At 67.4% G+C, this 23,330-nt stretch carries 24 protein-coding genes; 9 read left to right on the top strand and 15 right to left on the bottom strand.

Annotated elements, in window-relative coordinates; genetic code table 11:
• Nucleotides 1-8: 8 nt before the first annotated feature.
• Genes ON45_RS08755 through ON45_RS08740 form a run of 4 tightly spaced genes read right to left on the bottom strand, consistent with a single transcriptional unit; the run spans nucleotide 9 to nucleotide 5,432 of the window.
• Nucleotides 9-1,088: a Gfo/Idh/MocA family protein gene (locus ON45_RS08755; RefSeq protein WP_040493283.1), complete on the bottom strand. Its 1,080-nt coding sequence runs from the start codon at nucleotides 1,086-1,088 to the stop codon at nucleotides 9-11.
• Nucleotides 1,085-2,116, bottom strand: a complete 1,032-nt coding sequence (locus ON45_RS08750; protein ID WP_040493282.1) for a Gfo/Idh/MocA family protein — start codon at nucleotides 2,114-2,116, stop codon at nucleotides 1,085-1,087. Before ON45_RS08750 ends, ON45_RS08755 begins: the two co-directional genes overlap by 4 nt.
• On the bottom strand, nucleotides 2,113-4,404 hold the full coding sequence (locus ON45_RS08745; RefSeq protein ID WP_040493267.1) for a hypothetical protein: 2,292 nt from the start codon (nucleotides 4,402-4,404) through the stop codon (nucleotides 2,113-2,115). The genes ON45_RS08750 and ON45_RS08745 overlap by 4 nt, the downstream gene beginning before the upstream one ends.
• On the bottom strand, nucleotides 4,401-5,432 hold the full coding sequence (locus ON45_RS08740) for a LacI family DNA-binding transcriptional regulator (protein ID WP_051062761.1): 1,032 nt from the start codon (nucleotides 5,430-5,432) through the stop codon (nucleotides 4,401-4,403). Before ON45_RS08740 ends, ON45_RS08745 begins: the two co-directional genes overlap by 4 nt.
• A 192-nt stretch (nucleotides 5,433-5,624) precedes the next feature.
• Here ON45_RS08740 and ON45_RS08735 point away from each other — a divergent pair, with 192 nt between their 5' ends.
• A complete protein-coding gene (locus tag ON45_RS08735; protein WP_241432179.1) occupies nucleotides 5,625-6,518 on the top strand; it encodes a dihydrodipicolinate synthase family protein in 894 nt (297 codons plus the stop codon).
• 7 nt (nucleotides 6,519-6,525) lie between these two features.
• Nucleotides 6,526-7,932 carry an oxidoreductase gene (locus ON45_RS08730; RefSeq protein WP_040493265.1) on the top strand — a complete coding sequence of 469 codons (1,407 nt, stop codon included), beginning with the start codon at nucleotides 6,526-6,528 and terminating at the stop codon, nucleotides 7,930-7,932.
• A 3-nt stretch (nucleotides 7,933-7,935) separates the two neighbouring features.
• On the opposite strand, the gene ON45_RS22615 is transcribed toward ON45_RS08730, so the two are convergent.
• Nucleotides 7,936-8,073 (bottom strand): hypothetical protein, encoded by a 138-nt coding sequence (locus ON45_RS22615; RefSeq protein ID WP_206537668.1) that lies wholly within the window; start codon nucleotides 8,071-8,073, stop codon nucleotides 7,936-7,938.
• Between the two features lie 253 nt (nucleotides 8,074-8,326).
• Between ON45_RS22615 and ON45_RS08720 the strand changes: the two genes are divergently transcribed.
• Nucleotides 8,327-9,292: a hydroxymethylglutaryl-CoA lyase gene (locus ON45_RS08720; RefSeq protein ID WP_040493280.1), complete on the top strand. Its 966-nt coding sequence runs from the start codon at nucleotides 8,327-8,329 to the stop codon at nucleotides 9,290-9,292.
• A gap of 201 nt (nucleotides 9,293-9,493) precedes the next feature.
• Here the strand turns inward: ON45_RS08720 and ON45_RS22610 are convergent, their stop codons facing one another.
• Nucleotides 9,494-9,697 carry a hypothetical protein gene (locus ON45_RS22610; RefSeq protein WP_148288591.1) on the bottom strand — a complete coding sequence of 68 codons (204 nt, stop codon included), beginning with the start codon at nucleotides 9,695-9,697 and terminating at the stop codon, nucleotides 9,494-9,496.
• A gap of 236 nt (nucleotides 9,698-9,933) precedes the next feature.
• Entirely contained in the window at nucleotides 9,934-10,377 is a 444-nt protein-coding gene (locus tag ON45_RS08710; RefSeq protein ID WP_040493262.1) for an SRPBCC family protein, read from the bottom strand.
• A gap of 165 nt (nucleotides 10,378-10,542) precedes the next feature.
• Here ON45_RS08710 and ON45_RS08705 point away from each other — a divergent pair, with 165 nt between their 5' ends.
• On the top strand, nucleotides 10,543-11,670 hold the full coding sequence (locus tag ON45_RS08705) for a hypothetical protein (protein ID WP_040493261.1): 1,128 nt from the start codon (nucleotides 10,543-10,545) through the stop codon (nucleotides 11,668-11,670).
• Between the two features lie 20 nt (nucleotides 11,671-11,690).
• Here ON45_RS08705 and ON45_RS08700 read toward each other — a convergent pair whose 3' ends face one another.
• The gene (locus ON45_RS08700) at nucleotides 11,691-13,046 is read right to left on the bottom strand and encodes an HNH endonuclease signature motif containing protein (RefSeq protein WP_158412298.1); all 1,356 of its coding nucleotides are present in this window, start codon (nucleotides 13,044-13,046) and stop codon (nucleotides 11,691-11,693) included.
• Nucleotides 13,047-13,135: 89 nt separating this feature from the next.
• Here ON45_RS08700 and ON45_RS08695 point away from each other — a divergent pair, with 89 nt between their 5' ends.
• Complete coding sequence (locus tag ON45_RS08695) at nucleotides 13,136-13,501, top strand: DUF4440 domain-containing protein (protein WP_040493279.1); 366 nt, start codon at nucleotides 13,136-13,138, stop codon at nucleotides 13,499-13,501.
• Between the two features lie 59 nt (nucleotides 13,502-13,560).
• Here ON45_RS08695 and ON45_RS08690 read toward each other — a convergent pair whose 3' ends face one another.
• Complete coding sequence (locus ON45_RS08690; RefSeq protein WP_051062759.1) at nucleotides 13,561-14,244, bottom strand: maleylpyruvate isomerase family mycothiol-dependent enzyme; 684 nt, start codon at nucleotides 14,242-14,244, stop codon at nucleotides 13,561-13,563.
• A 51-nt stretch (nucleotides 14,245-14,295) separates the two neighbouring features.
• Between ON45_RS08690 and ON45_RS08685 the strand changes: the two genes are divergently transcribed.
• Nucleotides 14,296-14,928 carry a TetR/AcrR family transcriptional regulator gene (locus ON45_RS08685; RefSeq protein WP_051062758.1) on the top strand — a complete coding sequence of 211 codons (633 nt, stop codon included), beginning with the start codon at nucleotides 14,296-14,298 and terminating at the stop codon, nucleotides 14,926-14,928.
• On the opposite strand, the gene ON45_RS08680 is transcribed toward ON45_RS08685, so the two are convergent.
• The 6 genes from ON45_RS08680 to ON45_RS08655 form a co-directional block, all read right to left on the bottom strand.
• The gene (locus tag ON45_RS08680) at nucleotides 14,916-15,695 is read right to left on the bottom strand and encodes a class I SAM-dependent methyltransferase (RefSeq protein ID WP_173400694.1); all 780 of its coding nucleotides are present in this window, start codon (nucleotides 15,693-15,695) and stop codon (nucleotides 14,916-14,918) included. The two genes, ON45_RS08685 and ON45_RS08680, sit on opposite strands and share 13 nt — an antisense overlap.
• Nucleotides 15,692-16,081, bottom strand: coding sequence for a VOC family protein (locus ON45_RS08675; protein WP_040493259.1), 390 nt, complete (start codon nucleotides 16,079-16,081; stop codon nucleotides 15,692-15,694). The genes ON45_RS08680 and ON45_RS08675 overlap by 4 nt, the downstream gene beginning before the upstream one ends.
• A 67-nt stretch (nucleotides 16,082-16,148) precedes the next feature.
• Nucleotides 16,149-17,249 carry an ABC transporter ATP-binding protein gene (locus tag ON45_RS08670; RefSeq protein WP_040493258.1) on the bottom strand — a complete coding sequence of 367 codons (1,101 nt, stop codon included), beginning with the start codon at nucleotides 17,247-17,249 and terminating at the stop codon, nucleotides 16,149-16,151.
• 39 nt (nucleotides 17,250-17,288) lie between these two features.
• On the bottom strand, nucleotides 17,289-18,143 hold the full coding sequence (locus ON45_RS08665) for a carbohydrate ABC transporter permease (protein WP_040493257.1): 855 nt from the start codon (nucleotides 18,141-18,143) through the stop codon (nucleotides 17,289-17,291).
• Nucleotides 18,140-19,099 (bottom strand): carbohydrate ABC transporter permease, encoded by a 960-nt coding sequence (locus ON45_RS08660; protein WP_040493256.1) that lies wholly within the window; start codon nucleotides 19,097-19,099, stop codon nucleotides 18,140-18,142. Before ON45_RS08660 ends, ON45_RS08665 begins: the two co-directional genes overlap by 4 nt.
• An 85-nt stretch (nucleotides 19,100-19,184) precedes the next feature.
• The gene (locus ON45_RS08655) at nucleotides 19,185-20,627 is read right to left on the bottom strand and encodes an ABC transporter substrate-binding protein (RefSeq protein WP_040493255.1); all 1,443 of its coding nucleotides are present in this window, start codon (nucleotides 20,625-20,627) and stop codon (nucleotides 19,185-19,187) included.
• Between the two features lie 153 nt (nucleotides 20,628-20,780).
• On the opposite strand from ON45_RS08655, the gene ON45_RS08650 reads away from it, so the two are divergent.
• The 3 genes from ON45_RS08650 to ON45_RS08640 form a co-directional block, all read left to right on the top strand.
• Nucleotides 20,781-22,277 carry a mannitol dehydrogenase family protein gene (locus tag ON45_RS08650; protein WP_051062757.1) on the top strand — a complete coding sequence of 499 codons (1,497 nt, stop codon included), beginning with the start codon at nucleotides 20,781-20,783 and terminating at the stop codon, nucleotides 22,275-22,277.
• On the top strand, nucleotides 22,252-23,049 hold the full coding sequence (locus tag ON45_RS08645) for a DeoR/GlpR family DNA-binding transcription regulator (protein ID WP_173400693.1): 798 nt from the start codon (nucleotides 22,252-22,254) through the stop codon (nucleotides 23,047-23,049). Before ON45_RS08650 ends, ON45_RS08645 begins: the two co-directional genes overlap by 26 nt.
• Nucleotides 23,046-23,330, top strand: a 285-nt coding sequence (locus ON45_RS08640; RefSeq protein ID WP_040493254.1) for an inositol monophosphatase family protein, incomplete at its 3' end; no start/stop codon positions are given. The genes ON45_RS08645 and ON45_RS08640, both read left to right, overlap by 4 nt.

Here is a 23,330-nt window from a genome sequence, read left to right as displayed (position 1 = left end):
GGGGACGATCAACGCGGTGGCTGTGGCCGCCAGGACTCGCGGTCGGGGTCGTCGGTGGCCAACGGCAGGGCCTCGACCGAGCCGGTACGGGCGCTCCGGTACCACGCGGTCACGAGTTCGAGGGACGCGACCGCGTCGTCGAGATCGACCGGTTGTGCCGCGTCACCCTTCAGTGAGTCGACGAAACCCTGGAACTGACCGACGAAGAGCGCCGGTCGATCGTCGAGTGCTGCGATCACGCGCTCGGCTTCGGCTTCGACCTCCGGATCGGCGAAGCGAAACGTCCACGGCAGAGCCGCCGGGTCGTACGGCGCTGGCGACGACTCGATCATCACGTGCTCGAAACACCAGGCGAGCCGGCTCGATTCCGTCACCGCACCGACCGTGACGTTCATCGTGACCAGCGCACCGTCCGCGGTGCGGCCCGCTGCCACCGCACAGTCCTCGGTCTCGATGTCGTTGACGCGGGTCGCCGTGAGGGCGCGAACTTCGCTCAACGGTCCGCCGACGAACGTCAGCAGATCGTGGATGTGAATCGCATGCGTCAGGACGCTGCCCCCGCGCTCGCCCTCCCAGGTGCCGCGCCACGGGGCGGAGTCGTAGTAGGCGCGTTCGCGTCGCCACCACGTCGAGGCCGACGCCGTGTACAGACGCCCGACGAGACCCGCGTCGATCAGCGCACGGGCCCGGCGTGCGCCATCGCCGAATCGGTACTGCATGATCGGCATCAACCGCGCGCCGCTCTCGTCACCCGCCCGATCCGCCACGACACGCAAACGGTCACAGGCGGCAACAGAATCGACCAGCGGCTTCTCGCAGACCACGTGGACTCCCGCCTCGAGACACCGCTCGATCTGCGCCTCATGGAAGCGCGGCGGCGTGCACAGGTCGACCACGTCGACACCGGCGGCAAGCACCGCGTCGAGCGAGTCGACAGCGGGGATGCCCCACACCTCAGCCGCCTTGTTGCGCCGCCGCTCGGCGGTGTCCGCGACCACCGTCACCTCGGCGCCGTCGACCTCCGCCCATGCCCCGACGTGCAGTCGCCCGATCCCGAGGCCGACCACACCGACGCGCAACTCGCTCACGTCCCCCACGGCACGGCGGCCTCTTGCGCGCGGAGCGTCAGATCACACACCTCCAGGACATGCGCCTGCGACATCAGCCGCTCGCCGTCATCGCGGAGATCGGCGAGGAACCGCGGCGCCCAGTCGACGTCGTGCTCGGAGACGTCGACCCGGCGAGTTCCCTCGCGGTCGACGACGATCAGGTGCTCGGCGCCGGCCTCACCCGCCGGGTCGACGTTCGCACGGGCCTCCGCCGTCCCGCGGGTCCCGACGATCTGCAGCCGAACGTCGCCCCACGAGTCGAGACCGTCGGGGGTCAGGAAGTCGACCCGGTGGTCACCGACGACACCGTTCGCGACGAGCGTCATCGAGCCGATGTCCTGCATTCCCGGATGCTCACCGCACGCGACGTTGCCGACCGACGACGTCCGTACCTCGCCGACGACCGCGGATGCACCGCCATCGAAGGCGATCGCGAGCAGCTGATCGGCCTGGTGCGAACCGATGTCCACGAGGATGCCGCCCGTCGCCTCGTGATCCCAGAACCACTCGGGCCGCCCCTCCGCACCGAGCCGGTGCGGCCCGCCGCCGATCACGTGCACGATCTCGCCGAGCGCACCGCTGCGCGCGAGGTCGATCGCGGCGCCGATCGCCCGGTTCTCGAAGCGCTCCGTGAAGAGCACGGTCCACGGTCGCCCTGCACGTCCCGCCAGTTCTTCCCGGATCGCTCCGAGCTGCGCCGGCGTGGTCACACCGGGCTTGGCGCTGAGCACCCGTTTGCCACGCCGGAGCGCGGCGATCGCCAGCTCCGCGCGATCCTTCGGGACGCCCGCGAGGACCACGAGATCGACGTCGGGGTCGTCGAGGATCGCCTCGACCGAGGTCTCGATCGACTCGGCGCGCCAGTCCGCGTACAGCTGCGTCAGGTCACCGAGCGGAGCGTGCGCCGATGCGATGGCACCGGCGGCGACCAGTCGATCGACGAGTTCGAACAGGTGGAGGTGGTCGGCACCGACGACCGCGAACGACACCGGCCGGGCTGTGCTCATGACACGGTCCGCTCGGCGCTGTCGAAGTCGACGCTCCATTGATGGGTTCCGTCGGAGAGTCGATACTGCAACGACTCGTGCTCGACGGTGCCCCACGGCGATTCGTGGCGCGGGTGGTCGGCGAGCGGCTGATCCGACCCGTCGACGACGAACGCTCCCGTCGAGGAGAACTCGATCGAACCGGACGACGGCGACGTCCAGTCGACGGCGAATCCTGCGTCGTCGCGGACGACCGCCGGATCGCTGCTCGTGATCGCAGCCACGAACGCGTCGAAGTCACCGTCGTCCTCGTCGTTTCCGACCTCGACGATCCACACGTTGTCGGGACCACCTTCGGCAACGAGATCGAACGGCTGGGTGAAGTCCCGCGTCGCCTCCCCCGGCCCGGCCGGGCGGAAGTTCGGCGTCCGCCACGACCACAGCGCGATGTGGCCGCCGGCCTTCGTCATCAGCGTCCAGTTCCCCACCTGACGCACCTCGTCGAAGCGATCCTGCGGAACGAACGCGTGCGTGAACGGTTGGTACGGGAAGACCGACCAGAGCGTTGCGTCGGTGGACTCGTCCCACGCCGGCTGGTAGATGTGGACGGCCGTCTTCCGGAACTGCGCCGAGCGGGGCATCGACGCCTCACCGGTCCAGTAGCCGGGATCCGGATCGTCACCCCAGTCCTCGGACTCGGCGGGTGGGGTCAAGGGGTGCGAGGTGAAGACCATCGCGTCCTCGTCGATCGCTGCCTGCCACGCGTGCACCTGGTCACGCATCTCACCGAACCGGTGATCGAGCACACTCGCCAAGCTGACCTTGGGATGTCGGTAGGCGTAGGTGTTCGCCTCGCTCAGGAAGCCGAAGTTCACGATCGCGTCGAACTGGTGGAGCCACGCCCGAACGCGTTCGGGGTCGTTGTCGTTGAGCGCCGCCATGAGCGCGACCTGCTCGAACTGCTCGGTCTCGAGCAGCCGGTACTCCTCGCCCTGTTGCAGCCCGGTCCGCGCCATCTGCCAGAGTCCCAGCCCTCCGAGGCTCCACCAGAACGACAGGTTCGTCGGATCGTCGAAGTCCTTGCCGTAGGGGGCGACCGGAGCTTCCTCGAGCGGCGCGTCCGAGTCGAGGAACACTCCGTGTCGTTCACGCACCACCGTTTCGGCGTCGGCGCGGGCGATGTCGATCAGGAGTTGTGGTGGCCGATACCGCTGTCCGGCCGCCAGGTAGGTGGCGCCGTTGTCACTCGTCGTCTGATACTCGGCGGTCGTGTCGTCGAACAGGAACTTGTTCGTTCCGAACGTGTCCTCGTCGAGCGACGACGTCTTGTCCTTCTTGTAGGTCCGCCCGCGCGGCGCGGTGTAGCAACCGTTCTGCAGGTGCGTCGCCATGTCGAAGACGCAGAGGTCGAGCGCCATCGCCGCCGCGACGACGATCTCGGGGTCGTCGGCCTGTTCGACGAGCAGGTGCAGCGGCGTGATGTTCTTCAGCATGTAGACGTTGCTGTGCCACTCGAAGAACCCGAGCTGACCCCGTTCGTGAATCCACTCGAGGAGGTCGGGTCGGGCCCGTTCCATGTGCTCCGCTCCCGTCAGCCCCGTGACGGTGAAGACCTCGTCGGGATAGCGCTGACCAGCGAGGAATTCGAGCACCAGGTTGATGATCAGATGGTTCTCGGACCAGAACCACAGGTTGTCGAGGCGATCCGCAGGCAGCGGATCGTCGTAGCGATACCGGTTGGCAATGACTCGCTGCCTGATCGCCTCGATCACGTCAGGAGACAGCTGCGTCATCGGCGTGTCGCCCTGTCCGAGCTCGAGCAGCCAGAGCAGGTACATCAGATCGAAATCTCGCGTGTCCTCCCAACCGTCGAGGCGGGCGAACGACGTGTCGAACGTCGCGGGGGTCACGTCCTCCACCGCCCACGTGTAGTCGGGCTCGCGGTGGGCGCGGGCGAGTTGCGCAGCGACGTGGGTCGGGTTGCCGAGCTCTCCGCCGGCGGTGGCGAAGTGGAGATACGCATCGGATCGCGCCTGGTACGTCGCCTCGTCGACGAGGCCCGGGCTTCCCGGTGCGGCGAGCGCGGAAGCGACCGGATCGGGCAGCGTCGTCGTCGCGTCGACAACCGTGGTGCTCGTCGAGGTGGACGTTGACGCGGACGTCGTGCTCGGTGTGGAGGTGGTCGCTGGCGCATCGGTGCCGGCGGATGACGTCCCGTTCCCACCGTCGCTGCTGCACGCGGCCACGCCGACGGCGAGTGCTCCGGTCGTCACTCTCAAGAACTGGCGGCGGTCGAGTGGTCGGTTCACGTCGGGTGTCCATTCGGTGGGGATGAGCGAGTGGTGGGCAGGCGAACGGCAGTGGATCGAGATGGCGGCGCCGTGGAGTCGCGGATCGACATGGTCACCGGAAGCGACGTCGACACGTGCTCGTCGCTTCCACCGAGCATCTGATCGATGGCGGCGAAGGCGGTCTCTCCCAGACGCTGCATGGGTGCCGTGACCGTCGTGAGCGGCGGAGTGCTCATCGCTGCCGCATCGATGTCGTCGGAGCCGACGACCGACAGGTCGCCCGGCACGGAGCGGCCGGCGGCGCGCACGCCCGCGATGATGCCGAGGGCCTGCTGATCGTTGAACGCAACGACTCCGGTGACACCCGCGGCGAGCAATTCGTCGGCGAGCGTCACTCCGGCGTCGTAGTCGGGACGGATCGGACCGATGGCGACGACGCCGTCGAGCGAGCGGATCATCCGATCACGCTGGCGAGACGACCAGTAGGCGGCCGGTCCCCGCACCACCGCGATCGCATCGTGTCCGGCAGCGCGCAGGTGCTGAACTCCCAGTTCGACGATCGCCGGTTGGTCGACGACCACCCAGGCGACACCGGCAGCTCGGCGGTTGACGAACACGAGCGGCTTCGCACCTGCGAGACCACGCCACTGCGTGGTCGTCGCGATCGGCGTACACACGATGAACCCGTCGACGCTGGGCGCCAGCGCGCGGGCCTGCGACAACTCGACGTCATGGCTCTGATCGGTGTCGGCGAGCAGCATCGTGTACCCCGACTGTCCGCAACGCCGCTGGACCGACCGGACGACGCACGCGAAGTAGGGATTCGTGATGTCGGGAACGAGGACCCCGATCGTGCCGGTACGCCCGCCGGCCAACTGACGCGCGGCCCGGTTGGGAACGTACCCGAGCCGGTCGATCGCGGCCTGGACCGCCGCCCGCGTCGGTTCCCCGATCAGCTGAGGCCGACTCAGGACGCGCGACACGGTGCTCGGGTGGACCCCGGCCTCCCGTGCGACGTCAGCGAGCTTGACGCCGTCGGTCGACACCGGATTCCCGTCGTGGTCCGAGGATGGGGGTGGACGTTTCGATCGAGCCAGTCTACGATGCGTTGCCACGATCGTGCAAGCGCTTGCACGACACCCTGACTCGAGGAGATCCCGATCGTGTCGACCGCCCCACCATCCATCCGATCCACCGCACCGACCCCGCCCGTCCGGCCGAACCGCCGAATCCGTGGGATGTCGGCGATCCTCCTCCCGTTCCTCACCGACGGCTCGATCGACTGGGCAGCATTCGAAGCGCACGTGTCACGCACCTCCGATGCGGGCCTCACGCCGGCGGTCAACATGGACACCGGCTACGTCCAACTCCTCGACGACGACACCATCGTGCGCGTGCTCGACGCCACCTCGTCGCTCACCGGCGGGAACTTCGTCGCCGGAGCGTTCGTCGCCGATGAACCAGGCTCCCCGTTCGACCCGGGCGCGCTCGCTCGCTCGGCGCGCGCGATCAGCGAGCGCGGTGGAACCCCGGTGGTCTTCCCGTCGAACGGGCTGTCGTCACTCGCCTCCGAAGAATGGATCGGAGCCCACGCGGCGCTCGGAGCCGAGGTCGGTTCCTTCATCGCATTCGAGCTCGGGACGATGTTCGTGCCGTACGGACGGATCCTCGATCTCGACACCTACGAACAACTGCTCGGCATCGAGCAGTGCATCGGGGCGAAACACTCGTCGCTGTCGCGGCGACTCGAGTGGGACCGCCTGCGCTCGCGCGACTCGATCCGACCCGACTTCCAGGTACTGACCGGCAACGATCTCGCGATCGACATGGTCATGTGGGGCAGCGACTACCTGCTCGGCCTCTCCACCTTCGCTCCCGCCGAGTTCGCCCTGCGCGATCGGCTCTGGCAGGAAGGCGACCCGGCGTTCCACGAGCTGAACGACCTCCTCCAGTACCTCGGCCAGTTCACCTTCCGTGCGCCGGTTCCCGGCTACCGACACGACGCAGCGATGTTCCTCGAACTGCGCGGCTGGGCGTCGAGCAGCGTGGTCCCCGACGCCGCCCCCCGCCGCCCTGACAGCGACCGAGACGTGCTCGCCGACATCGTCCGCCGCCTCGAAGCGTGGTCGTGATCGCATCATGATCCCTCAGGTCCGCAAGCTCGACTCCTTCGAGGCATTCACCGAACACCTGCGCTCGCTCGGCATCGATCTCCCGGTCGACGAAGTCGTCGAGCCCGGCGGAGTTCTCGCTCAGCCCACCACGGTTCACGACGGATCAGCCGGCACGCTGACGGTCCCGAACCGCTTCGCGATCCTGCCGATGGAAGGTTGGGACGGAACCGCAGACGGACACCCGACCGACCTCGTGACGAGGCGCTGGAAGCGATTTGCCGACGGTGGATCCGGACTGGTCTGGGCCGAGGCCACCGCGGTGTGCCACGACGGCCGTGCGAACCCCCGTCAGCTGACGATCTCCGACAGCACGGTCTCCGAACTCGCGAACCTCCGATCCGTGTTCCACGACGGCCAGATCGTCGGGCTCCAACTCACGCACTCCGGGCGGTACTCGCGTCCCGAGGGCGCACCGGCGCCGCGCACGGCATATCGACATCCGGCGCTCGACGAACCGAGCGGTGCGAACGACGCATCGGTGATGACCGACGACGAACTCGACGAACTCGTCGCACTGTTCGTCCAGCGTGCGGTCCTCGCCGATGAAGCCGGGTTCGATTTCGTCGACGTGAAGGCATGCCACGGCTACCTCGGACACGAGCTGCTGTCCGGATTCGATCGAGCCGGCCGCTACGGCGGCAGCTTCGAGAACCGCACCCGCTTCATGCGCGACATCATCACGGGCATTCGCGCGGCTGCTCCCCGATTGGCCGTCGGCGTCCGCTTCTCGGTGTTCGACGCGGTGCCGTTCCGACCCGGCGAGGACGGGGTCGGCGTTCCGGCTGCGACCGAGCCGTATCACCATGCCTTCGGCGCCCACGGCAGCGGACCGGACCTCGACGCCAACGAACCGTTCGCGTTGATCGACATGCTGCGCGATGCAGGCGTAGGGCTGATCTGCACCACGGCCGGGAGCCCCTACTACTGCCCACACATCCAGCGGCCGGCGCTCTTCCCGCCGTCCGACGGGTACCTCCCGCCCGAGGATCCACTCGTCGGCGTCGCCCGACAGATCGACGCGACCGCACAACTGGCTCGGCACGCGCCCGACATGACCGTCATCGGATCGGCATACTCGTATCTGCAGGAATGGCTGCCGAACGTCGCCCAGGCCGTGATCCGCTCGGGTGACGCGTCGATGGTCGGACTCGGCCGGATCGCGCTGTCGTACCCGCACCTGCCCACCGACGTGCTGGCGGGTGGCGAATTGACCCGCCGTCTGGTGTGCCGCACCTTCAGCGACTGCACCACGGCACCCCGCGCCGGACTCGTGTCGGGCTGCTACCCCCTCGATCCGTTCTACAAAGCCCGACCCGAACGGGTGGAGCTGGCCACCGTGAAACGCCGGACGCGACAACCGCGACCGCGCTGACCCTCAGTGGTCCCGCAGGAGGGAACCGAAGCCTTCGAGTCGGTCGTCGATGCCGTTGTCCCGCAGCGCCATCCACCACGCCGCGTCGATCGGGATGGCCGGCTTGCCTTCGAGCCATCCCAGAACGGAATTCGCTCCCAAGGATCCCTCGGCACCGCCGACGTGGTTGCCGCCGAAGAACTCATCGTCTCGCGGGCCCCTCGTCGCGCATCCCGGAGATGCATCGGGAACTCTCCCAGCTGCGGATGCGCGAGCTCGACGATCGCCTCCCGCCTCGAAGTGCTCGTCGGCGAGCATGCGAGCGCGGTGAAGATCTTGCCGTCGCCCCATTCCGGCTTGCCCATCGCGGCCGTTTCTGTTCCGTAACCCACAGGTCCGTGAAAGGATGCTGTCCATGAGCACAGAAGCGACCACGGCGCCGCCCGCCGAGCGGATCGAGATCGTCGAAGTCTCGGCGCGCGACGGTCTCCAATCCGAATCGATCATCGTCTCGACCGACGACAAGGTCGAGTTGATCCGTCGAGCCGCGGCCTCCGGGCTCCGACGCATCGAAGCGGTGAGCTTCGTCAACCCGAAGCGCGTGCCGCAGATGGCCGACTCCGCCGCCGTGATGTCGGCGATCGCTCGGCCGGGCGTGCTCCCCGATCGCGCATCGGTCTCGATCGCCGGACTCGTCCTGAACGCCCGCGGCCTGCAACAGGCGATCGACACCGGAGTCGACGAGATCAACGTCGTCGTGGTCGCCACCGACACCTTCGCCGAACGCAATCAGGGCAAACCGACCGCCGGACTCGTCGACGTCTGGCACGAGGTCGGCGCGGCCGCTCGCGACGCCGGGTTGTTCACGACCGTCACGATCGCCGCCGCGTTCGGATGCCCCTTCGAGGGCGAGGTCCCTCCCGAGCGACTGGCCGAGGTGATCGCGTCGGTCATGGCGACACCACCCGACGAGATCGCGCTGGCCGATTCGATCGGAGTCGCCGTACCCACCGACGTACGCGCGCGAGTCGAGATGGCCAGCGAGACCGTCAGCGCCGCCGGCGGCACGATCTCCCCCGAGCTCCGGTGCCACTTCCACAACACCCGGAACACCGGTCTCGCCAACGCGGCTGCGGCTGCCGAGGTCGGCGTGCGCGTGCTCGACTCGTCGCTCGGCGGCATCGGTGGCTGCCCGTTCGCTCCCAACGCGACCGGCAACATCCCCACCGAGGACCTCGTCTATCTCCTCGACCGTATGGGCTACTCGACCGGGGTCGACCTCGATGGGCTCTGCTCGATCGTGCCCTGGATCGAGGAAGTGGTCGAGCACCCGGCACCGGGGCTGCTCTCGAAAGCCGGCACGTTCCCGGCCGCCTCGTGACCGTCACCCGCGGCACCTGCTGGCCCACGCGCACCTCGCCTTGGAAGACGGGCCCCTCGGTCTCGGCGTGATGGACCCCTCCGGGCCGACGCCAATCGGAGAGGAACTCGCAACGACGACAGCGAGCTGGTCTCATCGACGACCCCGACTGACGGGGCGCGAGTGTCGGCCCGCTCGACGTTCTGCGCGTGTCGGCGATCGTCAGGGAAGCGTCCGGTCGACCCAATCCGCGAAGAACGGGTCGACGAATCCCCAGGCGGTCCGTCCGCCGACTCCGTCGCGGACCAGGACCGAGTCCGCCACGAGCGACCGCGCCGCCGTCGCCGCTGAGCCGGCGGTGAGGTCCAGGAATCGTTCGCCCGCCCGCGCCGCCGGCGACCCGAACCGCACGACGCCGCGCAACACGTCGCGTGATCCCTCGGGAAGCCGACGCCAGACCGCCTCGAACTCCGGTGCCGTTGCCGCTCGCGCCGCGTCCAGCCCACGCGCGAACTCCGTGTCGCCGGCCGATGCGCCACCTGCAGCGGGCCCACGATGTCGCGGTTCTGTTCGCTGGGTCGCAGGAGTTCGTGCAGTGCTTGGATCGGATCCGGTGCGTCGAGCTACACGACAACGCACGCGACGACGGTCGAAATCGGGGTTCACCCTGCGAGCGCTGATTTCCGGAACTGCTCGGCACCACTGTCCAGAACCCAGTCATGGCCCCGCCGAGCGATGGGTGGCACGAGAGCCGACACCAGCTTCAGCGCACCGCGTCGCGCGCTCAGCTCCGACACCAACCACACCTCGCACCCCGCACCACGATCCGCCACGGTGAGTTGTGCCTGCCCGGCGATGTCACCTGCGATGTCGGCGCGCACCAGTACGCGTTCGACGACCTCCACCAAGGTCACCTCGAATCGCAATGTGTACGGTAGACGCGGCTGGACCGCGCATCGCCAGCGTGCCCGGGCCGTGAACGTCGAGCCGTCGAACTCGGTCAGCCACGGCCACCAGTGTCGGTAGAGATCGGTCGACGCGATCGCGGACCACACCCGATCACGGTCGGCGTCGAACCGGAAGCGGCGATCGGAGACAACGTCCACGCCCCCACGATGGCAGCCACAGCTCAGGAAGGGTCGGCGAGCAGCCACGATCCCGGCTGACGGCCACCGGCGTCGAACCAGACTTCTCCGACACGAGACCTACCGGATGACGTACAGTTCGCCGGTGAGGGTGCGGGCGGACCGGGCCCGGTCAGGAGAGCGGCCATGGGGACCACCATCGCTGCCCGCGCAGACGGGCAGCGACACACGAACGCGACCACGTCGGCACGATCGTGGTGGATCGGAATCGCGATCTTCCTCGCCTTGTCGGTGGGGGCGACGATCTTCATCGCAGCGATCACCGGCGACCCTGCGAACACCGGGATCGCCGACGGTGCTGCCGTCCTCGCCTTCGTGACCGGCATCGCGCTGGGGGTCGAACGGTTGATCGAGGTGGTGTGGGCGTGGGTCGACAAGTCCGAGAAGAAGGGCGCTTGGTGGCCGCTGTCGCTCGTGACCGACGCGATGAGTGAGATGGAGACGAAGACCAACGAGGCGCTGACGCCCTTCGTGCAGGACGTGGCGTCGCTGCTGGTCGATCTCGACGGGTGGGTCGGCGACAGTGCGGCGAAGGCGGAGGCGGTCAACTCGGTAGCCGCCGACATCGAGGAGCGGGCTGCCGCCGCCCGGGAGGCGATCGCGCACGCGCAGAAGCTGGCTCCGGGGAGTTCGCGGTTCGCGGCGATCGCACGCGCCACCGACGACTTCACGCACGATGCCGAAGTCATCGCCAAGAAGGCCGGCGTGTGGTCACGCGACCTCGAGCGGCATCTGCGCTCCGCCGGCGACGTGCTGACCAGCGCTCACGAGGTCGTCGGCGCCTTCACGAGCAATCCCGCCCGCACGACGATGAGCATCGCGCTCGGTGTTCCGATGGCGATCCTGGCCAGCGGCGTGCTCGGACTGAACATGTTCGCGGCGGTCCTCGGTCCCGACGTCCCCCCGTACATGGCCGGAGTCCTCGGCATCCTGGCCACCGGCGTGGTGATGGGGCTCGGCTCGAACCCGACGCACGAGGTGATCAACGCACTCCAGCGACGCAAGGGCGATGCGACGATCGAGGTGCCGGTGGGATCAGCGGATCAGGAGATGCAGGTGGGGACGATCGTCGAAGGCGATGATCCGGCCACTGACGTCGCCGAACGCGTGGCGTCGCTCCGCGATTTCGAGACCGAAACCGTGCGAAACCTGCTCGCGGTCCGCCAACTGATGACCGCTCCGGCGGTGGCGCCGGCGCCGCGACCGGTGTACGTCTCGAGACGACGGGTTCGCCCCATCCGCAACACCGGGTGAGCACGGGTCGGCGCCCGCCGTCAGGACGGCGGCGGTTTCGGCCGGGGTCGGGTGAAACCGACCCAGCGGAAATCGAGGCGTTCGCCGAGTGGATGGTTCCACGAACCTCGAATCGGAGGCGGACCGGTCCCGGGTCTCGGCGGGAGAGCGGCCACGTCGGTGAGCACCGTCCCGCGACCGTCGCGGAATTCCATCCCGTTCGGGTCGTCGGCGTTCCCCGCGATGCCCAGCAGTCCCCGGTGATGGAGTCGGTGGTGACGGGGACAGAGGCAGATCAGATTTGCCGTGTCGGTCGGTCCGCCCTCGGACCAGTGCCGGATGTGATGGACCTCGACGAACCGGTCGGTGTGGCAGCCCGGGACCCGGCAGCCACCGTCCCGGTGCTCGACGAGGCGTCGGGTGCGATCGGGGACCACGTGCTGCGTCCGCCCGACCGACACGGGCGCCGCATCCTCCCAGGCGACTGGTGACAGCAGCGCATCGCACATGATCCGTTCGGTGACCGCATGGTCGAGCGGACGTCCCCGACCGTCGGTGGCCCGACCGGAGCGGTCGACGTGCACGTTGACCCGGAACCGGTTGCGCCGAGCCGGCGACGACACCGCTGCGAGCGACCGGTCGGCGATTTCGGTCAACACGTCGACCGTGTCGACATCTCCACCGTTGCGGCGGAACAGCGCATCGCGCGCCTCGGTGAGCGCGGCCTCCAACACCAGCCCGGTGTCGGCGGCGACGTTGGCGTGCAACCGGAACCGCCCGTCGTCGCCCCACCCGAACCAGGCTTCGTCGTCCGGCCCGACCCGGACCGCAGTCTGCTTCCCGCTCGACCCCGTCGATTCACCATCACCGTTCGCACCCTCATCCGCCCGGGACGCCTCGGAAGCGTCTGACCCGTCCACCGGAGCGGACGTCGCGCCGGCGGTCGGATCGGCGATGTCTCCGGCTTCGTGCGACGACCAGCTGTACTCCCGGGCGACCTTCGAGATCTGGGCGACCGTGCACTTCGCGGCGAGCTGCCCGATCTGAGAATCGCTCCAGCCGGGTGCGTGGCGCACGATCGGCGCGATCTGGTCGAGTGACAGTTCACCGGCCTTCAACATCTCGACGCAGGTCGGGAACTCGTGCGCCCGGCGAGCGACGTCGGCGATCTTCGAAGCAACTCCTGGACCGACGCCGGTTCGCCAGCGGATGTACGCCTCGGGGTTCCACAGCCCGTCGCCCTGCCACTCACCTTCGTTGGCGAGCAGCCAGATCGTCGCCTCGACCAGCCGGCCGTGCTGCGCGTTGAGGTGACCCGCAGCAGTGGCGAACACGTCACGGGCGCCGGCCAGATCGACCACCGACCCTGCATCTCGTGCCGCACCCTCGTTCGACATGCGAACATCATACCTGTTGATGTGATCAGCGTCAAACATTTGTTCGATTTGTGTTCCACCCGCGGCGCCCGATCGAGTATCACTGGGACATGGACGACCTCCTGAGCGAACTGTCGGAGTTGGAGCACCTCGGCTGGCGATCGCTGTGCGACGGGACCGGCCACGACGTGTACGGCGAGCTGATGACCGCCGAGGCGCGGATGGTCCTGGCGAACGGCGTCGTGATGTCACGTGACGATGTCGTCGCGTCGCTCGCGCACGCTCCACCGTGGTCGGACTACACGATCGACGCCCCCACCGCGACGACGATCGCCGACGACGTCGCATGCCTCGTCTACACGGGCACCGGCCACCGCGACAGCGGCGACGACTTCACCGCGATCATGACCACCGTCTACGTCCGGCACGGGTCAGCCTGGAAACTGGCCCACTACCAACAGACATCGGCTCCATGAGGACGTCTCGCGCTCGGCGAGCGATCAACGGCCCCAGCTGACCTGTTCGACCGCTCGCCTCACTCCCTTGTGGCGCCGAGGCGTTCGGCGACGATAGTTGCGCCATCACCGGTTGCGTTGTCGAGGCCGGCGACTCGTCCGGTGGCGAGCAGGAGCAGATCGGCCAGCGGTGCCTCGAGGCGTCGCTCGCCGTCGCCGGAAGCCCATGCGGTGTCGGTGGCTGCGAGCTGCACGTCGTCGAATCGCTTCTCGGCGCCGTACCAGCGGCTTGCAAGGGCGTGGTCAAGTGCCGGGATCGCCCGCGCTGGATGAACCGGATGGTCGAGGTCGAGCGGACGCGCGATGTCCTGGGCGTGGACGATCACGTCGAGAAGTTGGTCCGGTGTCGATGAACCGGGCGCGTGCCTGGTCGAGTCGGCGTGGTCACGCAGCATTTTGACCAACGTGTCGGGATCGGTGGTCCGGGCGATGGTTCGTGCGGTGTCGGCTTCGGCGCGGTCGAAGTCGAAGCGCGCTCTCACGATCGCCACCACCATCTCGCGCAGCCCTGTGCGCGTGCTGGTCGAGAGGTGTGCCACCACGTCGTGCACTGTCCAGCCGTCGCACAGCGACGGTGTCGACCACTGCCCTTCGTCGAGCGTGTCGAGCAGGCGACAGAGGTCGAGTCGTTCGGCCTCGAGGGCAGCAGGCGGGTCGAACCGACGTGGCGGATCGGCAGCAGGACGGTTCGAGGGTTTGGACATCGTTGTCCAAGTTATCGAACTTGGACAACGCTGTCTACATTGGAGTCGGTGGTGGGAGAACGACGATCCGATGCGAAGCGCCGGAGAATCCTGGATGCCGCGTTCGAACACTTTCTGGCTCGAGGAGTCGCCGCGACAAGCCTCGAACAGGTCGCCGAAACCGCAGGCGTGTCCAGACAGACGATCTACGCCCACTTCGGCGGCGACTCGACGACGGGCGGAGCGAAGGACACCCTGTTCGTCGCGATGGTCGAGGATCAGGTCGGGCGCGACGACGACGAACCGCATCCACTCGTCGCAACGATCCCCTGGACCGACGACCTCGAACGCGATCTCGCGACGTACGCCCATCATCACCTCACGCTGGTCATGACACCCGAACTGATCCGGCTCCGGCGGACGATCCTCGGCGAAGCCGAACGCTTTCCGCTCCTCGCGGCCACCTGGTTCGACCAAGGTCCCCGACGCAGCATCGAAATGTTCGCCGACTGGTTCGAGACGCTCGACGATCGCGGCGTGCTGCGCGCACCCGAGCCGATGCTCGCTGCCGAGACGTTCAACTGGCTCGTACTCTCGACTCCGTTGAACGAGGCGATGTCACTGCCCGACGCAACCACCAGCCGCGACCTGACCCGATACGCCGACGAGGCAGTCAGGGTCTTCCTCGCCGCCTATCGCTCCTGACCCGTCTCGGATCGTCGGTCGGTCCTCGATGCGACCACGATGAACTCTCGGGACGGCCGGTCGGGGGCGTCACGCACGTCGCGGATCGTGAAACCGGCTCGTGTCAGCGATGATTCGATTTCATCCAGGTCTCGGAATCTCAGGGTCGAGTCCGACTCGATCACCGTTCCGGTGCCCAGGAAGTGGAACGTCCAACGGAACGAGACGAGTGGCAGCTCGACCGACGTGAGTTCCACCCAGCTCTCGACCGCGCCCGATGCGGTCGGTGTGACCGCGATCGACTGCTCACGGGTCCATTCCTCCCACCCCCGAAACGCCGGGTCGCGTGTCTCGAACACGAGGTGACCATCGATCCCGAGCGCGCCCTTCGCCGCGGTCAGCATCGCCGACCACGATTCATCGGTGACGAAGACCTGTGCCACGTTGCCCGTCATCGTGACCGCGTCGGCCCCGACACGGGGAGCATCTCGTGCCGAGCCGAGCAGCCAGCTCACCGACTGCGCTCCCGGCTTCGAACGTGCGACGTCGAGCGATGCGGCAGCGGGATCGAGCCCGATGACGTCGAGACCTCGCTGGGCGAGGCGGCACGCGAGGACCCCGGTTCCGCACCCGATGTCGAGCACGCGTGCCGCGTCGAGTTCCGCGATCACCGTCTCGTAGACATCGAGGTCGTCCCGGACACCGTCGAGGTCGTCGTAGATCTCGGCCAGGCGAGGATCGGCGAAGATCCGGTCGGGCCCCGTCCCGGGCGTCGAAGGTTCCGTCAATCGTCGCGCTCCAGTCGGGCCTGCTTCTTCTCGACGAGCGAGCGAAGCACGCAGAACTCGTTCCCCTCCGGATCTGCCATCACCACCCACGGCGCGCCCACTTGCCCGATCTCGACGCGCTGCGCTCCGAGGTCCTCCAGTCGACGCACTTCGGCCTCCTGGTCGCGATCCGGACGCAGATCGAAGTGCACTCGATTCTTCGAGGTCTTCTCATCGGAAACGGGCATCAGTCCGAGCCGACGACCCGACCCGTCCCGTGAGGCGAGGAGGTGCCCGCCGGATGGCCCGGTCCAGACGTGATCGAGATCGAGTGCCTCGCACCAGAATTCGGTCATCACCCCGAGGTCGACGCAATCGATCAGTACGAGGTCGACAGCGAGCGGCATGCCCCAGATCCTCGCAGCCACCTCCGGCGCGACCCCTGGGGGTTTCTGCGAGGCCGAGGACGCGCGGTCAACCCGCTCCGGGCACCGGCTTCGCGTCGAGACGATCGCCGTCCGGATCGAAGTAGTGGTTCGCCCCGGTGACACCGAAGTTCACGAAGTCGCCACGGGTCACCGAGGTCTCGCCGCCCACGCGGACGACGATCAACTCCGTCTCGGCCCCGTGGGCGATCCGCACGTGCACGTACGCCTCCGACCCCAGCTCCTCGACGACTGCGACCTCGCCGGACGTTCCTTCCTGGCCGAGTTCCAAGTGCTCGGGCCGGACCCCGAACACGATCTCCTTCAGACCGCGACGGTTGACCTCGGCGCGCACGTCGTCGGGAAGCGGCAGCGACAGGTCGTTCAACGATGCCACTCCGTCTTCGACCGGCACGGTGATGAGGTTCATCGCAGGCGACCCGATGAAACCGGCCACGAAGAGGTTGGCCGGGCGGGAATACAACTCCTTCGGTGCGGCGACCTGTTGCAGGAAGCCATCCTTCAGCACCGCGACGCGATGACCCATCGTCATCGCCTCGACCTGGTCGTGGGTGACGTACACGGTCGTGACACCCAGACGCGCCTGGAGGTCGGCGAGCTCCGTGCGGGTCTGGACCCGGAGCTTCGCGTCGAGATTCGACAAGGGCTCGTCCATCAGGAACACCTGCGGACGGCGGACGATCGCGCGGCCCATCGCGACGCGCTGGCGCTGACCGCCGGACAGATTCTTCGGCTTGCGATCGAGATACGGCTCCAGGTCGAGGATGCGCGCGGCCTCGCGGACCTGCCGCACACGTTCCTCCTTCGGCACGCCCTGTTGCTTCAGCGCGAAACCCATGTTCGCGGCGACGGTCATCTGGGGATACAGCGCGTAGTTCTGGAACACCATGGCGATGTCGCGGTCCTTCGGCGGGACGAGCGTGACGTCTCGACCGCCGATGTACACACCTCCTTGATCGACCGACTCGAGGCCGGCGAGCATCCGCAGCGCGGTCGACTTCCCCGATCCGGACGGGCCGACGAGCACCAGGAGTTCTCCGTCGACGATGTCGAGGTCGAGGGCGTTCACGGCGGGCTCCTCGGTACCTTCGTACAGTCGGGTGGCCCCTTCGTATCGGACTTCAGCCATCGGTCTTGCTCCATTTCAGAGTGGTGGTGTTCCGGTGATTCACTTGATCGCTCCCATCGCGAGGCCCCGGATCATTCGCTTCTGGGCAACCCAGCCGGCGAGCACGACGGGCAACGTCGCGAGGGTTGATGCGGCGGACAACTTCGCCAGGAAGTTGCCGCGGGTCGACACGTTCGACGTGACCCAGATCGGCATCGTCGAGCCGTCGACGGGATTCAACTGGACGGCCAGGAAGAACTCGTTCCAGGCGAAGATGACGCACAGGAGTGCCGTCGCGGCCAGACCGGGGGCGACGATCGGCATCACCACCGACGTCAGCTGGCCGCGCAGACCGGCTCCATCGATCTGGGCTGCCTCGATGAGTTCACGCGGGACCTCCATGAAGAACGATCGGAGCATCCACACCGCCAACGGCAAGTTCATCGCCGTGTAGAGGATGATCAGCACGGTTCGCGTGTTCAGCAGATCGAGATCACGGGCGATGATCCACAGCGGGAGGATCGCACCGACGATCGGGAGGAACTTGGTGGAGATGAAGAAGAACAGCACGTCGCGCCATTTGCGGACGGGCCGGATCGCCAGCGAATAGGCGGCCGGCACGGCGAGGATCATCACGAGGATCGTCGAGATCAGGACGATCCAGAACGAGTTCGCGAAGGCCTCCTTGAAGCCGAGGAGGCCGGGCGTCTCGGACGTGACGTCGCGATAGCGATCGAGCGTCGGATCGAAGAACAGTTGCGGGCTCGAGTTGGCGTCGATCTCCTCCTTGAAGCCGTTGAGCACCATCCAGAAGATGGGGAAGAAGAACAACAGGCCGACCGCCCATGCGAGGAGGCCGAGCGCCCACGAGGTCCATCGCTTCTGGCCGACGACGAGTCCGGTGTCGGAACTCATGCTGGATCCTCTCCTTCGAGCAGTCCGGACAGCACGCGCAGCCCGAGGTTGGCGAGCACGATCGAGGCGATGACCACGACGATGCTCATGGCCGATGCCGCCCCGAAGTCCCAGCCGCCGCCGATCGAGCGCTGGAACACGAAGAACGGGATGTTCGACGAGTCGGGACCACCGCCGGTGATCACCTCGATCTGGTCGAAGACCTGGATGAGATAGATCGAACCGAGCAGCGTGCCGAGCTCGAGGTAGGGCTTGAGGTGGGGCAGCGTGATCTGGAAGAAGATCGCACGGTTGGTGGCGCCGTCGACCCGGGCTGCTTCGAGCACATCGGTCGGTTGACCCTGGAGCCCGGCGAGGATGATCAACATCATGAACGGCGTCCATTCCCAGACGAGCACGATGACGATCGACCACAGCGGGTACCTGGTGACGAACTCGACGTTGTCGATTCCGACGAGGTTCAACAACCAGTTGATGACCCCGTACTGCGAGCTGAACACCTGGTTCTTCCACACGAGGCCGGCGACCACCGGCATCACGAGGAACGGCGTGATCAGCAGGGTGCGGACGAATCCCTGACCGAAGAACTTCCGGTCGAGCAGCAGGGCGATCCCCGTACCGAGGATCAGTGACAGCAGCACCGCGGACGCCGTCATCACGACGCTCACCCACGCGGCGTCCCGGAAGAACTGGTTGTCGACCAGATCGGTGAAGTTGTCGAAGCCGATGAACGTCCGGGGCGTCGGCGGGATGATCTTCCAGTCGGTCAGGCTGTAGAACAGGCTGAAGACGAACGGGACCTGCGTGATCACGATCGTGAACAGCAGTGCGGGGAGGAGAGGGAGACGACGGATCCACTTCTCGCGTCGTTCGAGGTGCCGGCGTTCCTCCGCCCGCTCCTCGTCCCTGGTGTCCGGTCCCGCGTCTGGCGCGGTGTCCGGCTGAGTGTCCGTCATCTTCCCCTCGATCCCCTCTGGTTCCGTTCCTTCGTTCCGACGATGGCGTCCTGCACGGACCCACCGCGGGCCCGTGCAGGATTCGTCAGCTGCTGTACTCCGAAGCGATGTCCTGGCAAGCGCTCAGGGCATCGTCGACGCTGGTGTTGCCGGCGATGGCCGACGAGAACTGCTCGGTGCAGCGGGTGCCGACGTCCTGGAACTCAGGAACTCCGACGTACTGGACACCCGGCAACCCGGGCCGGGGGGTGGTGCCCGGGTTGTCGATCGGTGCCGCGTTCATCGCATCGAGGGTCTTCGGTGCGAAGGATTCGGCTGCAGCGAGGTAGTCCTCGTTCTCGTAGGTGGACGTCCGCGTTCCCGGGGGGACCGCTGCCCAACCGCCGGGCAGCATCTCGCCGGCGGAGTTGATGTACTCCTCGCTGGTCGCCCAGCTGATGAAGTCCCACGCTGCGTCCTGATCGGTCGTGCTGACCGGGATCGCCAGCGCCCACGCCCAGAGCCAACCCGAAGCGTCGGTCTCCTTCGTCGGAGCGAGCGCAAAGCTGTTGAGCCCCTGGACCGGGCTGTCGTCGGCCTCGAGGAGTCCGGCGGCGACGGTGGCGTCGTACCACATGGCGACCTTGCCGTCCTGGTAGAGCGCGAGGCACTCGTTGAAGCTCGAGTTCGCAGCGTCGTCCTCACCGGCATCGTTCACCAGGTCGACGTAGAAGTTGAGCGCTTCGGCGAACTCGGGCTGGTCGACCTGCGCTTCGCCGATCGTGCCGTCCTCGTTGGCTGCCCACCAGGTTCCACCGAACGTGTTGAGCACGGTCGTGAACGACGCTCCGAGGTCACCCCAGCCGGGCTTGCCGCGCAGGCAGATGCCAGCCATCTCGTCGGAGTCGACGGCCCGGGCGATCTCGGCGACCTCGTCCCAGGTGGGCTCGTCGGGCATGGTGAGCCCGGCCTCGTCGAGCACGTCTTGGCGGTACATGACGAAGGACGACTCGGCGTAGAACGGTGAGGCGTAGAGGCTCCCGTCGTACGACAGCCCGTCGGCCACAGCCGGAATGAGGTCGTCGGGGTTGTAGTCGGGGTCGTCCGCGGCGAAGTCGTCGAGCGGGACCAACCATCCGTTGGCGCCGAACTGCGGCGCCTCGAACATGCCGATCTGCACGACGTCGAACTGTTCGCCGCCGGCGCCGACGTCGCGAGTGGTGATCTCACGGAGCGCCTGCTCCTCCAGCACCGTGTAGTTGACTTCGATACCGGTCTCGGCGGTGAACAGTTCCGGGGTCAGCTCGGCAATGGACTCGAGCTGCGGGTTCCCGACGATGGCGACGTTGATCGACCGGTCGCCCTCGGGTGCATCTTCCGATGCTTCGGACGAGTCGTCGCTCGCAGCGGACGAGTCGTCCGACGCTGCTGCATCGTCACTGCTCGAGTCGTCGTCGGAACCGCATGCGGCTGCGACGAGCGAGAAGGCGACGACGGTGGCGGCTCCGATCGACACCGGACGGCGTCGGAAGGGTCGTGAGTGATTCATGAGTCTCCTCTGAGTCGAGAGCGGTAGGCGGTCCCCACCGAACCTGTGACGGCAGACACTAGTGGGAGTGTGTTGGTTTGGTCAAGCGAAATGTTGTTCTAGGTCCCAAACAAAGGTCTGGTGTTTTGGTTTGTCTTTGTTTATGGTGGCCTCATGAGCACCGGCCACGTAGACCGCGTCCCTGTCGACCTCGCCGACGGGGAGCTCGCCGAGATCGCGCAGGAGGTGTCCGTCCCCCGGTACGACCGCGGGGCGCTGCGGCGGTCGATCGTGCACGTGGGCGTCGGAGGGTTCCATCGGGCGCATCTGGCCGCCTACGTCGATGACCTGTGTCGTCTCGGAAACCAGGACTGGTCGATCGTCGGTTCCGGCGTGACCGCCGCCGACTCGGCGATGGCCGACGCGCTCACCTCCCAGCGGGGCCTCTACACGCTGATCGAACGAGGCGCCTCGCGCACCTCCACACGAGTGATCGGCAGCCTCGTCGACTACGTGCTCGCAGCATCACGCCGAGGCGCGCTCGTCGACAGGCTGATCGATCCGGATGTGCGGGTCGCCTCGCTCACGATCACCGAGGGCGGGTACCCGGTCGACGAGCACTCCGGTGAGTTCGATCCGACGGCGAACGCGACCGCGTTCGACATCCTCGTGGAGGCGCTCGCACACCGCCGAGACCGAGGCATCGGCCCGCTCACCGTGCTCAGCTGCGACAACGTCATCGGCAACGGCACGGTCGCGCGCACCTCGATGGTCGGCACCGCCGGGCTGTGCGATCCCGACCTCGCACGGTGGATCGAGGACGAGGTCGCGTTCCCGAACAGCATGGTCGATCGGATCACGCCGGCGACCACCGATGCCGACCGCGCGTGGCTCCGCGACGCGTGTGGGGTCATCGACCGCTGGCCGGTGGTGGCCGAACCGTTCCGCCAGTGGGCGCTGGAGAACTCCTTCGTCGGCGAGGCTCCTCCGTTCGCCGACGTCGGCGTCCTGATGACCACCGACGTCGAGCCGTACGAGCTGCTCAAGCTCCGCCTGCTGAACGCCAGCCACTCGTGTCTGGCCTACCTCGCCGCGCTGGCCGGATTCGAACATGTCGACAAGGTCATGGGTGCAACGGCGTTTCGCACCTACGTCGAGCGGTTCATGCACGAGGAGGCGATCCCGGCGCTCCCGAACGTGCCCGGCGTCGACGTCGACGCGTATGCCGACGAGCTGCTCGAGCGGTTCTCCAACCCGGCGATCGGCGATCAGATCGCACGCCTCTGCCTCGATGGTTCGTCGAAGTTCCCGAAGTTCCTCCTCCCGACGCTGCGCACCCAGCTCGCGACCGGCGGCTCGATCCGCTTCGCGACCTTGGCCTTGGCGGGTTGGTACCTCTACCTGCGCGGTGCCGACGACCGCGGCAACCCACTCGAGATCTCGCACGATCCGCGCCGGGACGAACTGTCCGAGCTCTCCAGGGCAACCGCATCGGACCCCCGCGGCTTCCTGCGCGACATGGCCGTCTTCGGCGACGACCTCGGACGGGACGACCGGTTCTGCGCCGCATTCGCCACCGCAGTCGAGTCGCTCAACAGCGCGGGGGTACGGTCAACCCTCGGCGTTGCAGTGAACGAGGAACGGAATGGACGAGACGCAGCAGACGAGTGACCCCCGGCCGCGCTTCCCGGCACAACGCCAGGACGAAATGGCCGCGCTGACCCGAGCCCGCGGGCGGGTCGATGTCGCGGACCTCGCCGAACACTTCCAGGTCACGACCGAAACCATCCGCCGTGACCTCTCCGACCTCCAGGAGCGACGGCTGCTGAGACGAGTCCACGGTGGCGCGGTGCCCTGGGAGACACTGCGTTTCGAACCGCTGCTGGCCGTCCGCGGCGACCAACAGCTCGATGAGAAGCGACGGATCGGCGCCGCCGCGGTCGACGAACTTCGCGAGTCCGGGACGGTCATCATCGATTCCGGGAGCACCACCGCACGCTTCTGCGAAGCCCTCCCGCGGGACCGGCCACTGCACATCGTGACCAACTCGATCCTGAACGCGCAGGTCCTCGCCGAGTTCGACAACGCCGAAGTGACCATGATCGGCGGAACCCTGCGACAGAACACGATGGCGATGGTCGACGCGCACGCGGCTGCGGCGATCGGACAGCTGACGGTGGACGCGTTGTTCATCAGCTGCGACGGGATGTCCACCTCCCGTGGATTGACCACGCCGTACGAATACGAGGCCGCGCTGAAACGGGCGATGATCGCGGCGGCGCGGCGGGTGATCGTCCTCGCCGACCATTCGAAGCTCGACAACGATCAGCTGTTCAGGTTCGCCGAGTGGTCCGACATCGACGTGTTGGTCACCGACACGGGGATCAGCGAGCCGCTGTTCGAGGAACTGTCGACGCTGGTCAGGGTCGTCCACCGCGTATGACGGCACCGTCGGCTCGCGACCTGGAAGGCATCGCCGCGTCCACCGCCGCGATCGCCGCCGACCTGGTGCACCAGGCCGTCGGCCATGCGACAACGCTGCGGACGAAGTCATCGGCAACCGACGTCGTGACGGCCACCGACCTACGGTCGGAGGAACTGATCCGCAACGAACTCGAGCGGCACGTTCCCGGTTCGTCGTTCATCGGGGAGGAGTACCCCGAACACACGGGTGGCGGTGAGGTCACGTGGGTGATCGACCCGATCGACGGCACGGTCAACTTC

The sequence above is a fragment of the Ilumatobacter nonamiensis YM16-303 genome (assembly GCF_000350145.1).
Taxonomy (GTDB): Bacteria; Actinomycetota; Acidimicrobiia; order Acidimicrobiales; family Ilumatobacteraceae; genus Ilumatobacter_A; species Ilumatobacter_A nonamiensis.
This window is presented reverse-complemented; position numbering and strand designations above follow the sequence as displayed.